Here is a 19,279-nt window from a genome sequence, read left to right as displayed (position 1 = left end):
GGGAACCCGCGCCGCGCGTCCCATTACGGCTCCGGCTCGCCACGCCCTACCGCTCCACCGCCGACGGCACCCCACTTCGCCCACCGCCGACGGCGCCCCACTTCGTCCACCGCGGCAAGCGCCCTCCACAGCACCGCCCCGGGGTGTGTCGGGAGCGAGCTCGTGCACATGCGCGCGGACCGACCCCAGCGAGGGGCGTCCGGTCGCCAGGGTGGCGTCATGACCATTTCCCATGAAGCCGCCGACACCGTTCGTATCCGCAGCACCGAGGACCTCCTCGCGCTGATCCCTCATCAGGTGGGTCGCCAGCCCCGTAACACCTCGGTGCTGTTCTTCCCCGTGGCCGACAGCAGCGCCCTGTGCCTGAGCATGAACTCACCCACCGTGGAGACCGATCCGTACGAGCTCGGTGCGGAGCTCGCCGAGGTCCTCGCGCGTGTGCGTCACTGCGGGGAGGTGGTCGTGACGGTGTACTCGGACCAGGCCCTCGAGGGCGGGGTGGATCGCGAGGCCGTGGCCGCGGCCCGGTGGGAGTGCGCCGTGGAACGGGCGGGACTCACCGTGTTACGCACCCTCGTGGTGGGTCCGCAGCACTGGTGGGACCTCGCGGAACCGGACCGGGCGTTGCCCGTCGAGCTGATCCGGGACAGCGCGGTCAACGCCCAGATGATCGCTCTGGGTAGCGCTGCCGAACCGGATGCGCCCGAGCACCACCCGCGGTGGCGGCACCGGTTCGCCCGGAGGGCACAGCATGTCACGCGTGCGTGGGAGCTACTGCGCACGGACGACGGCGATCCCGCACCTGCGCGGACCACGGTGCCGGGTCCGACGCCGCCCACCATCGACCCCGATCCGCGGCATCCGTTGACGGCGTGGCACCGCGCGGTGCGTTGCGTCCAGGCGGACAGGCAGCACTGGGTGGATGCCGTCCTGGGTCTGTCGGACGGACATCTCGCGCTGCTGATCGAGGGGGTGCACGACGACCTCGTCAGGGACGCGCTGCTGTACGCGTGGTTGAGCGGGAGCACCGCTCGGGCCGCGGCGGCGCTCGCAGGGTTGCGGGCCGCCATGGTGCGACTGGGCGGCGGCATCGCGGGGTCCGAGCCCTCGCAGGACGAGATCGACGAGGCCCTGCGCTGCGTGGTCGCGGTGGCCGGGGAATGGGACGGCCCGCCGGACTGGGACACCCTGGACGGTGCGTACCGGGTGTTGCAGGTGCTGGACGGGATCCTTGGTGCGGGGCGCGACCCGCTCGCCGACCCCACCGAGATCGTGGCGGGCTCGCGGGAGTCGTTGGGTCCTCGAGATTTGTCGGATTCCCGGGAGACGTCGGGTGACCGAGAGCCGTCAAGTGACCCAAACCCCTCGAGTGACCGGCAACCCTTGACCGCGGCTGCCGCGAGCGTCGTGGCCACCTTGGCGCAGCTCGAGGTGTACCGGGGTCGCGCCCACACGGCGTCGCGGTTGCTCGCACGCTGCGCGAACCGGGAGGGTGCCGCGGGGTCCGAACGATCCGTGATGCCCGGCCGTTCCGCGGCGGCCGACGTGGCGCACCGGTTGCGGCACCAGCCCACGCCGTGGTGGTGCGTGGACCGGCGTACCGCGTGGCCAGGCCGGGGCGTGTGGGAACGCGGTGCCTCGGACCAGGGGTGATGGGGGCACATCGCTAGAGGTAACGGGGGCGGGCGAAATTTTTTCATGGTGTGCGGGAACAAACTGCGAAGGGTCGGTGTTAGGGCGAATAAGGCCCTCAGAGTCTCGGCGGGACCCCGTGTCACCACGCCGGACTTGACAGGGTCATAGGTGTGTTGGCCGCTGATGCGGTGCGCACCCGTAGATCTGTCCAACGAAAGGTTCTCCGTGTCACCAGCTGCCAGCAAGACCGCGTCCGCTTCTCAGGCCTCCACGGCGCAGACGGACCCCGCTGAGACCACTTCTCAGGCAGGCACGGGCGGCGCTAGCACGAGTGGCGCTGCTAAGAAGCCCGCCGTGAAGCGGGCCGCCGCGGCCAAGAAGACTGTGGCGCGCAAGAGCACCGCCGCTAAGAAGAGCGCTTCCGCCACGCGGGGGACCGCCGCGGCGTCGTCGCAGACCACCGCTGCCACATCGGACGCGGCGGCGTCGAACGAGACAGACACCGCCGCGCCCGCGGCGAAGAAGACCGCCACCCGGAAGACCGCCGCCAAGAAGACGGCCGCGACCAAGACCGCGGCGACCAAGTCCACGACCCGCACCAAGACCACCGCGGACTCCGCGGAGGGCACCGCCAAGTCCACGGGCACCCGCAAGACCACCAAAACCGCCGCGAAGCCCGCCGCCAAGGCCCCCGCGGGCGGACGCGGTCGGAAGAAGGCGGATCCCGTCGAGGAGGCGCTCGCCGAGGACGAATTGGTGCCCGAGGACACCCCGGAGGACCTCGAGGACGAGGACACCCAGGAGTCCCAGCAGGCCTCAGTGGAGGAATCGGCCCCGCTCATGAAGGGCCGCCAGGACAAGAGTGCGCGCGGCTTCGTGCTGACCAACAACGACGACGACGACGCTCCCGCCCAGCAGGTGGTCGTCGCCGGTGCCACCGCGGACCCCGTCAAGGACTACCTCAAGCAGATCGGAAAGGTCGCGCTGCTCAACGCGGAACAGGAGGTGGACCTGGCCCTGCGCATCGAGGCCGGGCTGTACGCCGAGCACAAGTTCGCGGACGAACAGGACTCCATGGACGCGGACACCCGCCGCGCCTACCGCTGGGTGATCCACGACGGCCGCCGCGCCAAGAACCACCTGCTCGAGGCCAACCTGCGCCTCGTGGTGTCCCTGGCCAAGCGCTACACGGGCCGCGGCATGCTGTTCCTGGACCTGATTCAGGAGGGCAACCTGGGCCTGATCCGCGCGGTCGAGAAGTTTGACTACACCAAGGGCTTCAAGTTCTCCACGTACGCCACGTGGTGGATCCGCCAGGCCATCACCCGCGCCATGGCGGACCAGGCCCGCACCATCCGCATCCCGGTGCACATGGTCGAGGTCATCAACAAGCTGGCCCGCGTGCAGCGCCAGATGCTGCAGGACCTGGGGCGCGAACCCACCCCGGAGGAGCTCGCCAACGAGCTCGACATGACCCCCGAGAAGGTCGTGGAGGTCCAGAAATACGGTCGCGAACCCATTTCGTTGCACACGCCGCTCGGTGAGGACGGTGACTCCGAGTTCGGCGACCTGATCGAGGACTCCGAGGCCGTGGTCCCCGCGGACGCCGTGTCCTTCACGCTGCTGCAGGAGCAGTTGCACTCGGTGCTGGACACGCTCTCCGAACGCGAGGCCGGTGTGGTGGCCATGCGCTTCGGGCTCACGGACGGTCAGCCCAAGACCCTGGACGAAATCGGGAAGGTCTACGGCGTCACCCGTGAGCGGATTCGCCAGATAGAGTCCAAGACCATGTCCAAGCTGCGTCACCCGTCCCGCTCGCAGGTGCTGCGGGACTACCTGGACTGATGTCCTCGGTGAACAAGAACGGTAAGCACTCCATGACCGAACGGGACACGAAGGTCCAGGGCATCTTCGACCGGATCACGGACTCCTACGACCGGATCAACACGCTGATGACCCTGGGTCGGCACGCCCAGTGGTGCCGCGAGGTGGCCCGGCGGGCGTCCGTGATGCCGGGCGGCCGGCTGCTGGACATCGCCACGGGCACGGGGGAGATCGCGCTGGCCGCGCGGCGTCGTGAACCCCGCGCCGAGATCACGGCGGTGGACTTCTCCGAGAACATGCTCGAGCGCGCCCGCACGAAGCCCGGCGCGGACGGCATCGCGTGGGAGTTCGCGGACGCCCACTCGCTGGAGTACGCGGACGAATCCTTCGACGCGGTGACCCACGGTTACCTGCTGCGCAACGTGAGCGACGTCCCGCGCGTACTCAGCGAACAGTTCCGTGTGCTCTCGCCCGGGGGGCGGGTGGTCGTCCTGGAGACGGCACCGCCCCGGGGGCTGCTCAAGCTCGCGGTCACCGCGGGGATGCGGATTGTGTTGCCCCTGCTAGGACGGGTGGTCGCCAAGGACAAGGACGCTTACTCCTACCTGGAGAGCTCCACCCTCGGATTCATGCAGCCCGCGCAGGTCGCGCAGCTCATGCGCGAGGTCGGCTTCACGGACGTGGACTTCGAGACCAAGTACCTGGGCACCAACGTGATCCTGTGGGGCCGCAAGCCCGGCCCGTGAACGACACATGATGTAAAGGACACATGACAAGGAAGGCGCGCATCCGAGGATGCGCGCCTTCCTTCGTGTCCGGGCGTTCCGGCGGGGGACCGGAACGCCGCGGGATGGGCCTGTCGCTCAGGCGCCGATGTGCTGCGTCTCGTCCTGCCACGTGGCGGCCAACGGGCGCAGCTTCTCCTCGTTCGCACGAGCGTGGTGGGCGCAAAACAGCAGCTCGCCACCGGTGGATTCGAGGACCACGCGGACGTATGCCTGGGCACCGCAGGCGTCGCAACGGTGGGTCGCGTTAAGTTCACGCGCTTCGAGTGTCGCGTTCATGGGATCCTCCTCACGGGGTACGGAATGCGACGGCGCTCATCTGAGCCGCCGCACGGCCATCAGGGGTGTCACGCCCCGATCGCACGTACCAGTACAACCCACGCGCGCAGTCAATGCTTCCCACGAAGGCCCTGTTTCGCCCACCGCGCACAAACCCCGGGTGCCGACTACAGTGGGATGGTCCCGCACCGCCCGCGGGCCGCCCCCGAACCCCGGAGTAGCACCACCGTGACACCGTCCCGTTCCGAATACAACGCCCGCCACCTCTCCGTCCTGGAGGGCCTCGAGGCGGTACGCAAACGCCCGGGCATGTACATCGGCTCCACGGACTCGCGCGGTCTGATGCACTGCCTGTGGGAGATCATCGACAACTCCGTCGACGAGGCGCTCGCGGGGTACGGCCAGGACATCACGGTGATCCTGCACCGGGACGGGTGCGTGGAGGTCCACGACGACGGTCGCGGCATCCCCATCGACACCGAACCCCGCACGGGCCTCACGGGCGTGGAGGTCGTGTTCACCAAACTGCACGCCGGCGGCAAGTTCGGCGGCGGTTCGTACACGGCGTCGGGCGGGCTGCACGGCGTGGGTGCCTCGGTGGTCAATGCGTTGTCCGCGCGCCTGGACGTGCAGGTGGACCGTGGCGGCAAGACATACCAGATGTCGTTCAAGCGCGGTGAGCCCGGGACGTTCACGGACAAGGGGGCGCCGTCCCCGAGTGCACCGTTCGAGGCGTTCACGACCGACTCGCACCTGCACGTCGTGGGCAGAGCCAAGCGCGGCGTCACCGGCACACGGATCCGCTACTGGGCCGACGATCAGATCTTCACCCCGGACGCGCGCTTCTCCACCGAAGAGCTCGTGCGCCGCGCCCGCCAGACCGCGTTCCTGATCCCCGGGCTGAAGATCACCGTGCAGGACGAACGCCGCCTGCCGGGTACACCGGGCGCGGACGGTCCCGTGGAGGAGGTCTTCCAGTACGACGGCGGGATCTCGGAGTTCGCGGAGTTCCTCGTCGCGGACGCGCCCGTCACCGACGTGTGGCGGCTGCAGGGGCAGGGCAGTTTCACCGAGCGGGTCCCTGTGCTCGACGAGTCCGGACACGCCCGGCTCACCGACGTGGATCGCACGTGCGAGGTGGACGTGGCCCTGCGCTGGGGCGTGGGGTACGACAGCACGGTGCGCTCGTTCGTCAACATCATCGCCACGCCCAAGGGTGGCACCCACTTGAGCGGTTTCGAAAATGCGCTGCTCAAGACCCTGCGCAAGCAGGTGGAGACCAACTCCCGCAAGCTCAAGGCGGGTAACGACAAGCTCGAGAAGGACGACGTCCTGGCCGGGCTCACCGCGGTGCTCACGGTCCGGTTGGCCGAACCCCAGTTCGAGGGGCAGACCAAGGAGGTGCTGGGCACCCCTGCGGTGCGCCAGATCGTCGCCAAGGTCGTGGAGACGGAGCTCACCAAGCAGCTGACCTCCAAGAAGCGGGACGACAGGGCCCAGGCCGGTCAGCTGCTCGAGAAGGTCGTCGCGGAGATGAAGTCCCGGATCTCGGCCCGAGTGCACAAGGAGACCCAGCGGCGCAAGAACGCGCTCGAGACGTCGTCGATGCCCACGAAACTCGTGGAGTGCCGTTCCGCGGACGTGGACCGCTCGGAGCTGTTCATCGTGGAGGGTGACTCTGCGCTCGGCACCGCCCGGCTCGCCCGCAACTCCAACTACCAGGCGCTGTTGCCGATCCGCGGCAAGATCCTGAACGTGCAGAAGGCCTCGATCACGGACATGCTCGCGAACGCCGAGTGCGCGGCCCTGATCCAGGTAATCGGGGCCGGGTCGGGTCGCAGCTTCGACCTGGACGCCGCCCGCTACGGCAAGGTCATCATGATGACGGACGCGGACGTGGACGGCGCCCACATCCGCACCCTGTTGCTCACGCTCTTCTACCGCTACATGCGCCCGCTCGTGGAGGCCGGACGGGTCTACGCCGCGGTGCCCCCGCTGCACCGGGTGCAGATCGTCAACCCGGGCTCCAAGCCCAACGAGATGGTCTACACGTATTCGGAGCGCGAACTCGACACGCTGCTGGGCAGCCTCGAAGAGCAGGATCGTCGGTACAAGGAGCCCATCCAGCGCTACAAGGGCCTGGGGGAGATGGACGCCGATCAGCTCGCGGAGACCACGATGGACATCCGCCACCGTGTCCTGCGGCGCGTGCGCGTGTCCGACGCCGAGGCCGCCGAGCGCGCGTTCTCCCTGCTCATGGGCTCGCAGGTGGCCCCGCGCAAGGACTTCATCGTGGCCGGTGCCGCCCAGCTCAACCAGGAGCAGATCGACGCCTGAGCGCCTCAGGTGGTGTGCTCGGGCAGCGGCGCCGTCTCACGCGCCGGGCGGCGCGACGCCCCGGACGGTCGGTCGTCCGCGGGTGACGCCGCCGTCGCCCCGTGCGCGGGTCGGTCGCCGACCGTCGCCGATCCATCCTCCTCCGCGGCGCCCGGTCCGCGGGTCATTCGTCCTCCGCGGCTGACTCCCCATTCGTCGTGGTCCCCGGCACGGGGAGACCTCTGAGCGCGGGTCCCACGGCTGCGACCGCACGGTCGATGCCCACACCGGAACCGTCCCGGCGCCCATACTCCACGGGGAGCGATCGCGCGACGCCCGCCGCGGACACGGCCTTGCCCGGCCCGTGGCCGACCCACGCCAGGGTCAACCCGGTCTCACCCGCGAGTAGTCGCTGGGCCCGCACACCGGCGGTCGCGCGGCCCTTGGCGGGGAATTCCGAGAGCGGGGTGACCTTCACGGACGCCTCGCCCATCTCGGGCAGCTGACCGTCACTGCGGGCCTGGGTGACCACCACGGTGGACTCGCTCGGTGCCACCGCCCCGAAGAAGATCACGTGCTCGTCCGCCGCGAGTTTCATCCCGGCCACGCCACCGGCCGTTCGGCCCTGGGGGCGCACCGCGGATGCGGGGAAGTGCAGCAGCTTGGCGTCCGAGGAGACCAACACGAGTTCCGCGTCGACCGGCGCGGCACCCACACCCACCACCGAGTCCCCGTCCTTGAGCTTGATCGCGGGCCACTGGTCCAGGTTCAGCGGGTAGTCGGGGTTCACGCGTTTGACCACGCCGTCCGCGGTCCCAATCGCGAACACGGCATTGCTGGGCACGAGTCCCACTAGCGTCTCGTTCTTGTCCAGACCCAGGAAGTCCGCGGCGGGCACGCCGTCCGCGAGGCGGGGAACGCCGTCGAACTCCTGCAGCACGGGCACGTCCACGCACGAGACGCGCAGCATCCGGCCCGTGGACGTGATCGCGGCGATCTCCCCGCGCGCCGTCGAGGGCACCACGCTCGTCAGGGCGTCGTGCTTGAAGCGCCGCGAGCCGTCAGCGAGCGGGGTGCGCACGGCACTGCGGGCGATCCGCCCGGTCGTGGACAGGAACACCCAGCACGGGTCGTCGCTGATCTCGAGCGCCACGGACGGTGCCGCGTTCTTCTTCCCGCGCGCGTTCTCCGCGGTGACCGCGGGCAGGTCCTCGGCCTCGAGCAGCACGGTGCGCCGCTCGTCACCGAACTTCTCCGCGGTCTCGGTGAGCTCGTCCGCGACGACGCCGCGCAGCGCGGTCTCCGAGCCCAGGATTGCCTCGAGTTCGGCGATCTCCCGCTGCAGGGTGTCCCGCTCGGCCTCGAGCTCGATCCGGGAGAACTTGGTCAGCTGACGCAACCGCAGTTCCAGGATGTGCTCGGACTGCGCGCGGGAGAGGTCGAAGACCGCGATCAACCGGTCCCGGGCCTCGGCCGTCTCCTCGGAGGAACGGATGATCTGGATGACCTCGTCGATGTCGAGGATCGCGATCAGCAACCCCTCCACGAGGTGCAACCGGTTCTGCCGCTTGGCCAGGCGGAACGCGGTGCGCCGGCGCACCACACTGATCCGGTGGTCGCTGTAGACCCGCAACAGCTCGAGCAGCCCCATGGTGCGGGGCTGACCCTCCACGAGAGCCACGTTGTTGATCCCGAAGGACTCCTCGAGCGGTGTGTGCTTGTACAGCTGCGCGAGCACGGCCTGCGGGTTGAAACCGTTCTTGAGCTCGATGACCAGGCGCAGCCCGTTGGTGCGGTCGGTGAGGTCCACGACGTCCGAGATCCCGGCGAGCTTCTTGGCCTGGACCGCGTCCTTGATCTTCTCGGTGACCTTCTCGGGGCCCACCATGTACGGCAGCTCGGTCACCACGATGCCCTGCTTGCGGGGCGAGACCTGTTCCACGGAGACCGTGGCGCGCGTGCGGAACGAACCCCGCCCGGTGCGGTAGGCGTCCCGCACGCCCTCGAGGCCCACGATCCGACCGCCGGAGGGCAGGTCCGGACCGGGGATGAACCGCATGAGTTCCTCGAGCGTGGCCTCGGGGTTCAGGATGAGGTGCCGGGCCCCGGCCGCGACCTCGCGCATGTTGTGCGGTGCCATGTTCGTGGCCATGCCCACCGCAATCCCGGTGGCCCCGTTGACGAGCAGGTTGGGGTACGCGGCCGGCAGCACCGCGGGCTGCTGGAACTGGTTGTCGTAATTGGGCACGAAGTCCACGACGTCCTCGTCGAGGTCACCCGTGAGCGTGCGCGCGGCCGGGGCCATCCGGGCCTCCGTGTAGCGCGGGGCCGCCGGACCGTCGTCGAGCGACCCGAAGTTGCCGTGCCCGTCCACGAGTGGCACGCGCATCGCGAAGGACTGCGCCATGCGGACCATGGCGTCATAGATCGCGGCGTCACCGTGGGGGTGCAGCTTGCCCATGACCTCGCCCACCACGCGCGCACTCTTGACGTGGCCGCGGTCCGGGCGCAGGCCCATCTGGTCCATCATGAACAGGATCCGCCGCTGCACGGGCTTGAGACCGTCCCGGGCGTCCGGCAGCGCGCGGGAGTAGATCACGGAGTAGGAGTACTCCAGAAAGCTCGTCTCCATCTCCTGCGTGACGTCCACGTCCACGATGTGCTCGGTGAAGTCCTTGGGCAGTTCGTCCTGGGGAGAACGCGTGGCTGAGCGGCGACGAGCCATCGAGGGGCAACTCCTTGAAATCAGGGCGTGCTCCTGTGACCGGAGCATGCGGTTGGCTACTCTGAAGTCTATGGGTACCACCGACGACGCCGCGCCGCAGCAGACCTACCCCGAGTACTGGGAGGCGGACGTCATCCTGCGCGACGGCGCCACCGCGCACCTGCGCCCCATCAGCCCCAAGGACCAGGACCTGCTCCAGGAGTTCCACTCCGGGCAGTCCGAGGACAGCATCTACCTGCGGTTCTTCTCCTACAAACCGACCCTGTCCCAGCGGGAACTGGACCGCTTCTCCACGGTGGACCACCGGGACCGCGTGTGCTTCGTGCTGATCCTGGGGGAGCGGATGATCGGTGTGGGCCGCTACGACCGCACCACGCAGCGCTCGGCGGAGGTCGCATTCATGATCTCCGATCACCACCAGGGGCGGGGAATCGGGTCCATCCTGTTGGAGCACCTGGCCGCCGCCGCCCGCGAGAACGGGATCGACCGCTTCACCGCGGAGGTGCTGCCCGAGAACCGCAAGATGCTCCACGTCTTCGTGGAGGCCGGTTACGACGTCTCCCGTCAGTTCGAGGACGGCGTGGTGGTCGTGGACTTCGACATCGACCCCACCGAGAAGTCGCTCGCGGTGATGGCCGCGCGCGAGCACCGCGCGGAGGCCCGGTCCATCACGGACCTGCTGACACCGGCCACCGTGGCGGTCGTGGGGGCGTCCGCGAACCGGGACCACGCGGGGTTCCACGCGGTCGAGGGCATCCTCACGGGCGGGTACACGGGCACGCTCTACGGCGTAGGTCATTCCCCGTACGAGCGCGAAGGGCTGCACTTCGTCTCGTCCCTCGACGAGATCGAGGGCACCGTGGACCTCGCGGTGATCGCGGTGCCGCGCGAATCGGTGGAGGAGACCGTGACGCAGTGCGGCAGGGCGGGAGTGCGCGCCGTCGTCGTGATGACGGGCGGTTACGCCGAGGACGGTGCGGAGGGCGCGGCCGCCCAGCGCCGCCTGGTGCGGATCGCCCGCGCCGCGGGGATGCGCGTGGTGGGCCCAGCGAGCCTGGGTCTGTTCACGACCGATCCGGAGGTCTCGCTCAACGCGTCCGTTCTGCCCGAGTTGCCGCGCCGCGGAGGACTGGGACTGTTCTCCCAGTCCGGGGCGATCGGCACCATGCTCTACGGTGCCGCGCAGCGCCACGGCGTGGGGATGTCCAGCTACCTCTCGGCGGGGAACCGCGCGGACGTCTCCGGCAACGACCTCATGCAGTACTGGGAGGACGACCCCGCCACCACGGTGTGCGGTCTCTACCTGCAGTCGGTGGGCAACCCGCGCAAGTTCTCGCGCATTGCGCGCAGGCTCTCGCTGAGCAAGCCCGTGATCGTCGCGAAGTCCGAGGTCACCGGCCTGCGGCTCCCGCCGGGCCACACGGGCCGGGTCACCCAGGCCCCGACCGGCGCGCTCGACGCGATGTTTCGCCAGGCCGGGGTGATCCGTGCGACCACGGCCGAGCAGTTGCTCGACATCGCCGCGATCGCGGAGAGCCAGCCGCTGCCCGCCTCCCCGCGCGTGGCCGTGGTCTCGAACGCGCTCGCGCTCGCGCAGCTCGCCGAGGACACGGCCCTGCGCCTACGGCTCGACCCCGCCGTCGTGGACGGCACCGTGGACACCTCCAACGGGCCCGAGCGGGCGCACGAGGCCGTCCTGGACGCCGTGCGCGCTCAGCTCTCGTCGGATGCGGTCGACAGCGTCGTGCTCGTGCTCATGCCCGTGCGCGGCCTGGACACCGCGGCGCTCGCGAGCGACGTCGCCCGGGCCGCGCGCGACGCCGACCGAACGACCGTGGTCGTGTTCACGGGTCAGCACGGCCCCGAGGCCATGACCACGTCCGTGCACACCGCGGACGACGCCGCCCTGCCGTGCTTCGATTCGCCCGGCGCCGCCCTGAGCGCGCTCGCGAGCGTCGTGGACTACATGACATGGCGCTCGCAGGACCAGGGCGTGATGGTGTCGCCCGAGGAGTTCGATTCCGACGGCGTCGAGAAGTTCCTGGAACGGCTGCGCGAGAAGATCAGCGGGGACGCGCTCTACGAACTGGAGATCGCCGAGCGCAACGAGCTGCTGGGTCTCGCGGGGATCCGCGTGCTCGAGTCTGTGCGGTTCACGGACCCGGAGGCCGCGTACGCCGCCGCCGAACGGCTCGGCTACCCCGTGGCCCTGAAGTCCACGGACCCGTTCCTGCGCCACCGCCTGGACCTGGGTGGCGTGGTGCTCAACATCGCGAACGCGGACCAACTGGGTGCCGCGATCGAGACCATGAAGCGCACGCTCGCGGGCTGGAACGCGAGCGATTTCGAGGTGCAGTCCATGGCGCCCACGGGTCAGACCGTGGTGGTGCGCGCCGCGGAGGACCCACTCATCGGTCCCGTCCTGTCCTTCGGGATGGCCGGGGACGCCGTGCACCTGCTGGACGACTGGGCCCACCGCGTGCCCCCGCTGACCGACCGGGACATCACTCGCATGGTGCGCGCGCCCAAGGCCGCGCGGAAACTGTTCGGCTACCAGGGCGTCCCGCCCGTGGACACCACCGGATTGGAGCAGCTGATCAACCATGTGGCCTTTCTCAAGGACCGCTTCCCCGAAATCGCGTTCCTGGAACTGAACCCGGTCGTGCTCTCCGGATCCGTCGTCACGGTGCTCTCTGCCGCGGTCAAGATCGGGGACCCGGGACAACGCACGGACAGTGCCCGGCGCGCCATGCTGGGCTAGCACGGGACCGCGAACCGAGTGCGGGACACGATAGCCGGACGCTTCGAACTGCTGACACCCATCGCCGAGGGTGGCAGCGGGGCCGTGTGGCGAGCCCACGACCTGCGCCGGGGCAGGGAATGCGCGGCCAAGGTGTTGCGGCAGCGTGATTCGGCGGAGCTGTTGCGCTTCGTGCGGGAACAGTCCGTGGACCTCGAGCACCCGCACGTCGTGGCTCCGTACGGCTGGGCCGCGGAGGACGAACACGTGGCCATCGCCATGGAGCTCGTGTCCGGGGGCACCCTCGAGGCCGCGCTGCAGGACAACGGTCCCGTGGCGGACTGGCTCGCGGAGGAGCTGATGTGTCAGCTGCTCGAGGCACTGCGCTTCGTCCACGAGCACGGCTGGGTGCACCGGGACGTCAAGCCCGCCAACGTGCTGCTCGAACCCACGGGTTCGGGGACCCCCGTGGCCCGGCTCGCGGACTTCGGGATCGCCGTGCGCGTGACCGATGCGCGCCTCACGCACGCCGGCACCGTGGTGGGTACCCCCGGGTACCTGCCGACCGAGGCGTACGCCCCGGGGAATCCGTCTCGCACCATGGACCTCTATGCCGCCGGGGTCACGGCGGTGCGCATGGTCCTGCCCGAGGTGGATCTCAGTGGCGACCCCTTGCGCCCGGAGGACGTGGCCCGCCTCGGCTTGTTCGGGGGTTCCCCGCTGTTACGCGCGGGCGTGGCCGGACTGCTCAGCATCGTGCCCGCGGAGCGCACGCGCGCCGCCGACCAGCTGCTCGCGAGTCTCACGGCCACGGCGGCCGCCCGCCGGGACCGGCCCAGCGAGACGGTGGATGGCGAGCCGTTCGAGGTCTTCGACGTCCTCGAACCCACCACGGAGCGTGAGCTGTCCCCGGTGCTCGACGCCGCGCGGTTACCTCCCGGGGCGGGCGGCACCAGGGACGCGCCCATCGCGTGGCACGCGGTGCACCGGAAGGTGATCGCCGCGGGTGAGCACCGGCCCATGGCCGAGCGCGGCGGTGACCGGTTGCGCCCCTTCGCCCCCGTGACCGAGGTGACCGCTGCGCACGCGATCGGAACCGGTGCCGGGCAGGACACGACCGAGCGGCTGACCCCCGTGGAGGGCGCGCCCGCGATGCTCGAAGGGCACCCCGTGGGCACCTCGGGAGGGGCGAGCACCCCGGACCGGTCCGAGGAGATCACGATCGTGGATCCTGCGGGCTTCACGGGCGTGCACCCCACCGGTATCACTGCCGTGGGTGCCGCGACCGGCCTGGCTGCCAGAGGGCGGGAAGCGGACACGGGAGCCGGCGGCGTCGTGGACCCGGGTGGCACGGCGGACGAACGGGAGCCGCACGCTCGGCGAGCGGTCCGCTGGCCGTGGTGGGTCCTAGCGCTCACGCTCGCGCTCCTGGCCCTCGCCGCGGGGTACCTGTGGCTCGGCCCCGTGCTGGTGCAGTGGGGCGGTGATCCGTCACCGGCGCAGACACCGGCCCCCACCATCTCTCCCACGAGGGACCCGGAACCGGCGCCCACCACGGACGTGACCCCGATCTGTTCGAAGCTCGAGGACGGCACGGTCTCGTGCGTGGTGGCCCCGTGAGGCGCCGGGCGGTGAAGGGTCGCGCCGTGTGCCGAACCGCGGAGGGTCGCAATGTGCCCCGGGCGGCGCGGTGGAGGACAATGGCGCCATGACATACTCAGCACCCGATGGATCACGCCTGGTCCAGGACATCGAGAAGGCGGGTTTCTATCCGCAACTGGTCACGGACGTGGTCATGGACTCCCTGGACGGGCGGCGCCCGGTGTCCCACCTGGTGCAGTTGGAAACCCATTTCACCAACACGGAGTTGCACCGGCACATCACGGCCCTCGTGCTCGCGGAGGACGTCCTGCACATCACGCACGTGGACGACCAACAGTATGACGAGAACGGTTCGGACACCGTGGCTCGGGTCTCGTCCGAGACCGTGCCGATCTCCCAGATCCGCTCGGTCACGCTGAGTTACGCGTACCACCAGCCGCAGAACTACGTCCCGGGCACCGCGATCATGGAGCTGAACCTGGCCGTGAGCTGGACCGGGACCCAACAGCTCGAGCTGTATCCCGCGATGTGCGAGGACCCCGAGTGCCAGGCGGACCACGGTTACACGGGCACTGCCGCGAGCGAGGACGTGGTCATGCGCATCAGCTCCGAGGCGGACGGGCAGGAGGCCGTGGAGGGCGCTCGCGAGTTCGCGCGCACGCTGCGCCGGGCCAATGTGGCACCGCTGACGGATTCCGGTGCGCAGATCGCGCAGTCCCCGCCGCAGCACCCCACCGCGGCCCGTCCCGAACCGCCGGCACCGCGACCGCGGTTCGGTCACCGGTTCAACGGCCGCGATTCGGGGCGCAACGCGTGAATGTGGAGGATCCCGCTGCCCCGGAGCTGCCGCGTGCGCCGCGTTACGGTTCGCACAGCGTCGCGGAGGTCATGGGTTCCGCGGCCGCGGCCCTGGGCGTCCCCGGTTTCCGCAACGCCCTCAGCTTGCCGTCCGCCCAACGCTATGTGGTGGTGCTCGTGGACGGTCTCGGCTCGCGCTTGCTGAGGGAGACGGCGAGCTACGCGCCCACCCTGCGCGCGGCCCAGTCACTCGGTGAGCTCGATGCCGCGTTCCCCACGACCACGTCCGTCTCGCTCTCGTGCCTGGGCACCGGAGCCACACCGGGGCGTCACGGCATGCTCGGCTACGACGTCGTGGACCCCGCCTCCGACCGCGTGGTCAACATGCTCGGCAACTGGCCCTCGGACGTGGACCCGCTTGCCTGGCAACCCGAGCCCACGGTCCTGGAGCGCGCCGCGCAGCACGCGGACGCCGTGACGGTGAGCTCACCACGCTTCGAGTCCTCCGCCCTTACGAGGGCCGTGCTGCGTGGTGGCCGTTTCGTGGGCGCCCACGGTGTGTACGCCCGCACCGCGCGCACCCTCGAGCAACTGCGGGAGGGCAGGCGCGGGCTCGTGTACTTCTACTGGGACGAGCTGGACAAGACCGGTCACAAAGCGGGGTGGCGTTCGGACGACTGGTTACGCTCCCTCGAGGAACTTGATTCCGCGCTCAAGCGGCTCGTGACCAAATTGCCCGCCAACACCCGGGTGATCCTCACCGCGGACCATGGCATGGTGGATGTGGCCCCCGAGCACCGCGTGGACTACAGTGCGGTCCCCGAGCTCATGGCCGGGGTGCGGCTCACCGCGGGTGAGCCCCGGGCGGTGCAACTGCACACGGACGCGGACACCGATCCGGAAGAACTGGCAAGCCGTTGGAGCGCGCACTACGGGGACGTCGTGTGGGTGGCCACCAAGCAGCACCTTGCCGCGCACGGGTACTTCGGCCCCGAACCGGATCAAGGATTGCTCGAACGAGCAGGCGACGTGTGGGTGCTGGCCCGCGAGGACATCGCCCTGTACGACGTCTCCCGGCAGGGAACCCGGCCCCTGGCTATGGTGGGCCAGCACGGGTCGCTCACCGACCAGGAGAGGCTTGTCCCTTCCCTGGTGTGGTGATCGGCGCGGGCTTAGTCTCCTTCTGCGTGGGGTCCGGATCGGCGGTCGGCGCCGCCGGCCGCGTGGGCGCCGGTGGTTGGGGCGGCCGAGGTGCGCGGGTCGGTTCCGGTGCCTGGCTCTTCGTGGGCTCGGGCGTAGCCGTGGACGGAACGGGCCGAGGGGTGCTCGTGGGCGCCGGGGGTACCGGCGCGACGGGCGGTGCGGGAGCGACCGGGGGTGCGGGAACCACGGGGGGCGGAACGGGCACGTAGTACTGCTCCGCGGGCCTCGAGGGCGGGACCAACGGCGTGATCTGCGGCGACGGCGTCGGAGATACGCTCGGGGTGGCGCTCGGCGTGGGGGAGGGGGTCACGGTGGGGGACTCGGTCGCGAAGTTCGCGGGGTCGTCGTCGGACGAACCCGACAAACCGGTGAAGGCCACGGCCCCCACACCCACCAGGACGAGCAGGGCCGCACCAACGAGCGTGACGGGGGCCATGTATCGCCGGACACCCGAGCGGGCCGGAGTCGCGGTGCCTTCGGGGGATTGAGTGTCCTCACCGAATAAATCGTCCTGGATGGAGTTGCCCATGCAAAAATTCCCTCGAGATCGCCCGTGCGTGTCCACGACCGGACCGTGTTCTCCCCGGGCCCGGTGCGTTCACGTGACTTTACCGCGTGCCGGCTTCCCCGCGCACAACCGCTCGTGAGAGCGCAGCGCCGACGTCAGGACCGGTTCGCCCCGAAGACGATGTCGTCCCAGCTCGGCACGGAAGACCGCTTGGCCTTGGGGGTGCGACCCCGCGGGCCCGGGGCGGGACGGTCGCTCGATCCCGATTCGTCTGTGGTGTCCGCATCGCCGGAACGGGCCGGTTCGTCGGTGTCCTGCGCAGCGGGCTCGTCGTCGTCCGCCACGTCCGTGGCCGTGCCGGAGGCGTCGACGGCGAACGCGCTATCCGACGTGGTGTCGCGCGCTTCGGTCTCCGTGGCCGCCTGTTCGTCCTCACCGGAGTTCTCCGACCCGGAGTCCTCAGGCGCGGGATCCTCGGACGTGCAATCCGCAGGTTGGTGGCCCGTGACGGCGGAGGGGACGTTCTCGTTCCGGGAGGCTGCGGGGGAGTCGTCGTACGAGCCCTTCCCGAACGGCACGGCGGGGGCAGCTGCGTTCCGGGAGGGGGTGGCGTCGTCGTGTTCGAGAGGGGTCGAATCGTCGACGATCTCGATCCCGTCGTCCTGGGCGAGTGCCTGGGCCTCGGCGACCTGTGAGGCGGCCGGCTGGATGGGCCGGTCGAACACCGTGGATTCCTCCGGGGCGTCGATGGGGCGCGGGCGCTGGTCCACCTGACCCATGCCGCGGCCGAGGATCTCCGCGAGCCGGTCGTCGCCCGCCTCGTCCGAGCCGATCCGCCGTCCGCGGCGCGACTGCAGGACGTCGAGCAGGTCGTCCGCCTGGCTCGCCTCGTGCTGCAACTGCCGCAATGTCGCGGTGGGTGCGGGGGGCAGCGCGTGGGCGGCCGCGCCGAGCGGGCCGGTCTCCTGGTGCTCCTGACCCAGCGCGCGCGCCCAGTCGTTCTCCGGACGCACGGTCCGGTTCGCGGGGTTGTAACTCCACTGCGCGGGACCCGGGATGTCCGGGGCGTCCTGCGAGGCGTCCTCCGCGGAGAAGCTCAGCTGCACGGTCCACAACTGGTCCTCGCGCAACCACGCGTCCCAGTCGAAGGACGAGCGGTCCACCCCGAGCTCGGCGGCACGCTCGTCCACGGTCTCGCGCAGGGTGCGGGGCTCGCCCTCGAACACGGAGCGGTAACCCTCGTGGGAGGGGTTGGTTCCGGAGACCGTGACCCGGCACGCCTCGGCGACCACGTGGGAGCGTTCGGCCAGGATGGGCCATTCGTACCGCTTGACGCGTTCGGCCTCCCACCCGGACTCGGCCACGACGTCCTCGACGCTCGCGCCGGCGCGGAAGCGGGCCTGGATGTCACGCGGACCGAAGGACCCTCCGCCGCGTCCATGAGAGGGGCGCTTGCGGCGCGCGTGCTGGATCGTCTGACGCAATTGCTGGTCGATCTTCAGCCGGTACCGGGTCGAATCGGGGGTCTCCACGATGAGGTGCTCACCGTCGTCGTGCACTCCTACCAGGCGCAACTGCTCCATGCTGTCCTTCCCTCGCCGTTGGGGGCACCACGCGATCCGGGGTGCGCTCGGCGCGCTCGTAGCGTCAGTGTAGTGGCACGCCCGGGCGCCGTTCGGGACCGGGGGGACGGCCACCCGCACGGGCACCGCGTGTGTCATCCGGACGAGCGGATCCACCGCCCGAGGTGGAAATCTTGCTCTGCGAGAAAACCTCGGCGTCGCCACTGGCTTTTTCCGCGTCCATGGTGAACAATCCACGCGACACGGCCCGGGGGTAGAGCCCTCGGGAGGTGTTTTTCGCAGGGATTTTCGTGAAGACCGGTTGGAGCGGATAGACACATGGCCACAGACTACGACGCACCGCGTAAGCAGGACGAAGACCTCAAGGAAGACTCCATCGAGGAGCTCCAGTCCCGGCGGTCGGACCAACAGTCCGGGAGCGTTGACGAGGACGAGGCCACCGCGGCGGAGAGCTTCGAACTCCCCGGCGCGGACCTCTCCAACGAGGAACTGTCCGTCGTGGTGCTCCCGGCCCAGGACGACGAGTTCACGTGTGGCTCGTGCTTCCTGGTGCGCCACCGTTCGCAGCTCGCCGAGGAGCGCGATGGCGTGAAGTACTGCCACGAGTGCCTGGGCTGAGCCCCGGGTCCACGACCGCATGACGACGGGCGCTCACCCTCGGGTGAGCGCCCGTCGTCTTTCTGCTCGTCCGTGATCGTGCTCGTTAGGCCCGGTTGCCCGCCGAGCGGGAGCCCGCATTGATCGCCTCGGCCAACCGCTCGGGGTGGCGGGTCGCGGTGAGCCAGTACGGGGTGGGGTCCACCGGGTCCACGATCTCGATCCGGCACAGGTCCGGCATCGACACACGGAAGTTCATGAAGGCGCGCCCGTCCAGGTCGGGTCCGCGCGCAGCACGCGCCTCGGCGCCGACCAGCGGACGAGCATCGCCCACGTACTGCCGTTCGATGTACGCCCGGCCCACGCGCAGGTCCTGGTCGGTGACCACGATGCTCGGCGCCCCCAGGTGCAGCACGAGCCCGATCACGACCATCAGCACCACGGCCACGATCACGCCCACGGCGATGCTGATGGGTGCCACGGCCACGAATCCGGCCGCGCCCACGAAGACCACGATGAGCCACACCCACCACGCGACGATCAGCTTCTCCTCGTACTGCACGTCCGCTCGGACGTTCTCCTGGGCCTGGGACGGGTGCTCTGCGGGTGAGGACGCCGCGGCCGCCCCGAAATCTGGGTGGGAACTCATGCCCCCACCTTGACACATTCCCCCTGGACGCCGCC

At 69.9% G+C, this 19,279-nt stretch carries 13 protein-coding genes; 9 read left to right on the top strand and 4 right to left on the bottom strand.

Annotation, left to right across the window (positions count from 1 at the left end; translation table 11 throughout):
- Nucleotides 1-219: 219 nt before the first annotated feature.
- The 3 genes from ACW9PK_RS00565 (at nucleotide 220) to ACW9PK_RS00555 (ending at nucleotide 4,205) form a co-directional block, all read left to right on the top strand.
- Entirely contained in the window at nucleotides 220-1,653 is a 1,434-nt protein-coding gene (locus ACW9PK_RS00565) for a DUF4192 family protein (RefSeq protein ID WP_457016226.1), read from the top strand.
- Nucleotides 1,654-1,860: 207 nt separating this feature from the next.
- Entirely contained in the window at nucleotides 1,861-3,480 is a 1,620-nt protein-coding gene (locus ACW9PK_RS00560) for an RNA polymerase sigma factor (RefSeq protein ID WP_144996820.1), read from the top strand.
- The gene (locus ACW9PK_RS00555) at nucleotides 3,480-4,205 is read left to right on the top strand and encodes a ubiquinone/menaquinone biosynthesis methyltransferase (RefSeq protein WP_240505540.1); all 726 of its coding nucleotides are present in this window, start codon (nucleotides 3,480-3,482) and stop codon (nucleotides 4,203-4,205) included. Before ACW9PK_RS00560 ends, ACW9PK_RS00555 begins: the two co-directional genes overlap by 1 nt.
- 117 nt (nucleotides 4,206-4,322) lie before the next feature.
- Here ACW9PK_RS00555 and ACW9PK_RS00550 read toward each other — a convergent pair whose 3' ends face one another.
- The gene (locus ACW9PK_RS00550; protein ID WP_035961388.1) at nucleotides 4,323-4,523 is read right to left on the bottom strand and encodes a DUF7455 domain-containing protein; all 201 of its coding nucleotides are present in this window, start codon (nucleotides 4,521-4,523) and stop codon (nucleotides 4,323-4,325) included.
- 228 nt (nucleotides 4,524-4,751) lie between these two features.
- Here ACW9PK_RS00550 and ACW9PK_RS00545 point away from each other — a divergent pair, with 228 nt between their 5' ends.
- Nucleotides 4,752-6,860 carry a DNA gyrase/topoisomerase IV subunit B gene (locus ACW9PK_RS00545; RefSeq protein ID WP_457016225.1) on the top strand — a complete coding sequence of 703 codons (2,109 nt, stop codon included), beginning with the start codon at nucleotides 4,752-4,754 and terminating at the stop codon, nucleotides 6,858-6,860.
- 163 nt (nucleotides 6,861-7,023) lie between these two features.
- On the opposite strand, the gene ACW9PK_RS00540 is transcribed toward ACW9PK_RS00545, so the two are convergent.
- Nucleotides 7,024-9,564, bottom strand: coding sequence for a DNA gyrase/topoisomerase IV subunit A (locus tag ACW9PK_RS00540; RefSeq protein ID WP_368835224.1), 2,541 nt, complete (start codon nucleotides 9,562-9,564; stop codon nucleotides 7,024-7,026).
- A gap of 70 nt (nucleotides 9,565-9,634) precedes the next feature.
- Here ACW9PK_RS00540 and ACW9PK_RS00535 point away from each other — a divergent pair, with 70 nt between their 5' ends.
- The 4 genes from ACW9PK_RS00535 (at nucleotide 9,635) to ACW9PK_RS00520 (ending at nucleotide 15,865) form a co-directional block, all read left to right on the top strand.
- Nucleotides 9,635-12,325, top strand: a complete 2,691-nt coding sequence (locus ACW9PK_RS00535) for a bifunctional acetate--CoA ligase family protein/GNAT family N-acetyltransferase (RefSeq protein WP_457016224.1) — start codon at nucleotides 9,635-9,637, stop codon at nucleotides 12,323-12,325.
- Nucleotides 12,326-12,343: 18 nt separating this feature from the next.
- Nucleotides 12,344-13,924 carry a serine/threonine-protein kinase gene (locus ACW9PK_RS00530; protein ID WP_457016223.1) on the top strand — a complete coding sequence of 527 codons (1,581 nt, stop codon included), beginning with the start codon at nucleotides 12,344-12,346 and terminating at the stop codon, nucleotides 13,922-13,924.
- Nucleotides 13,925-14,012: 88 nt separating this feature from the next.
- Nucleotides 14,013-14,723, top strand: a complete 711-nt coding sequence (locus tag ACW9PK_RS00525) for a DUF5998 family protein (RefSeq protein ID WP_035961403.1) — start codon at nucleotides 14,013-14,015, stop codon at nucleotides 14,721-14,723.
- Nucleotides 14,724-14,794: 71 nt separating this feature from the next.
- Nucleotides 14,795-15,865 carry an alkaline phosphatase family protein gene (locus ACW9PK_RS00520; RefSeq protein ID WP_318545978.1) on the top strand — a complete coding sequence of 357 codons (1,071 nt, stop codon included), beginning with the start codon at nucleotides 14,795-14,797 and terminating at the stop codon, nucleotides 15,863-15,865.
- Nucleotides 15,866-16,570: 705 nt separating this feature from the next.
- On the opposite strand, the gene sepH is transcribed toward ACW9PK_RS00520, so the two are convergent.
- Nucleotides 16,571-17,998, bottom strand: coding sequence for a septation protein SepH (gene sepH / locus ACW9PK_RS00515; RefSeq protein WP_457016222.1), 1,428 nt, complete (start codon nucleotides 17,996-17,998; stop codon nucleotides 16,571-16,573).
- Nucleotides 17,999-18,316: 318 nt separating this feature from the next.
- On the opposite strand from sepH, the gene ACW9PK_RS00510 reads away from it, so the two are divergent.
- The gene (locus ACW9PK_RS00510) at nucleotides 18,317-18,616 is read left to right on the top strand and encodes a DUF4193 domain-containing protein (RefSeq protein WP_064847393.1); all 300 of its coding nucleotides are present in this window, start codon (nucleotides 18,317-18,319) and stop codon (nucleotides 18,614-18,616) included.
- 85 nt (nucleotides 18,617-18,701) lie between these two features.
- Here the strand turns inward: ACW9PK_RS00510 and ACW9PK_RS00505 are convergent, their stop codons facing one another.
- Nucleotides 18,702-19,244, bottom strand: a complete 543-nt coding sequence (locus ACW9PK_RS00505) for a DUF3093 domain-containing protein (RefSeq protein ID WP_457016221.1) — start codon at nucleotides 19,242-19,244, stop codon at nucleotides 18,702-18,704.
- Between the last annotated feature and the right edge of the window lie 35 nt (nucleotides 19,245-19,279).

The organism is Kocuria sp. MNB10 (assembly GCF_054073685.1).
The sequence above is the reverse complement of the archived record's forward strand: the minus strand, read 5'-3'. Positions and strand labels throughout refer to the sequence as shown.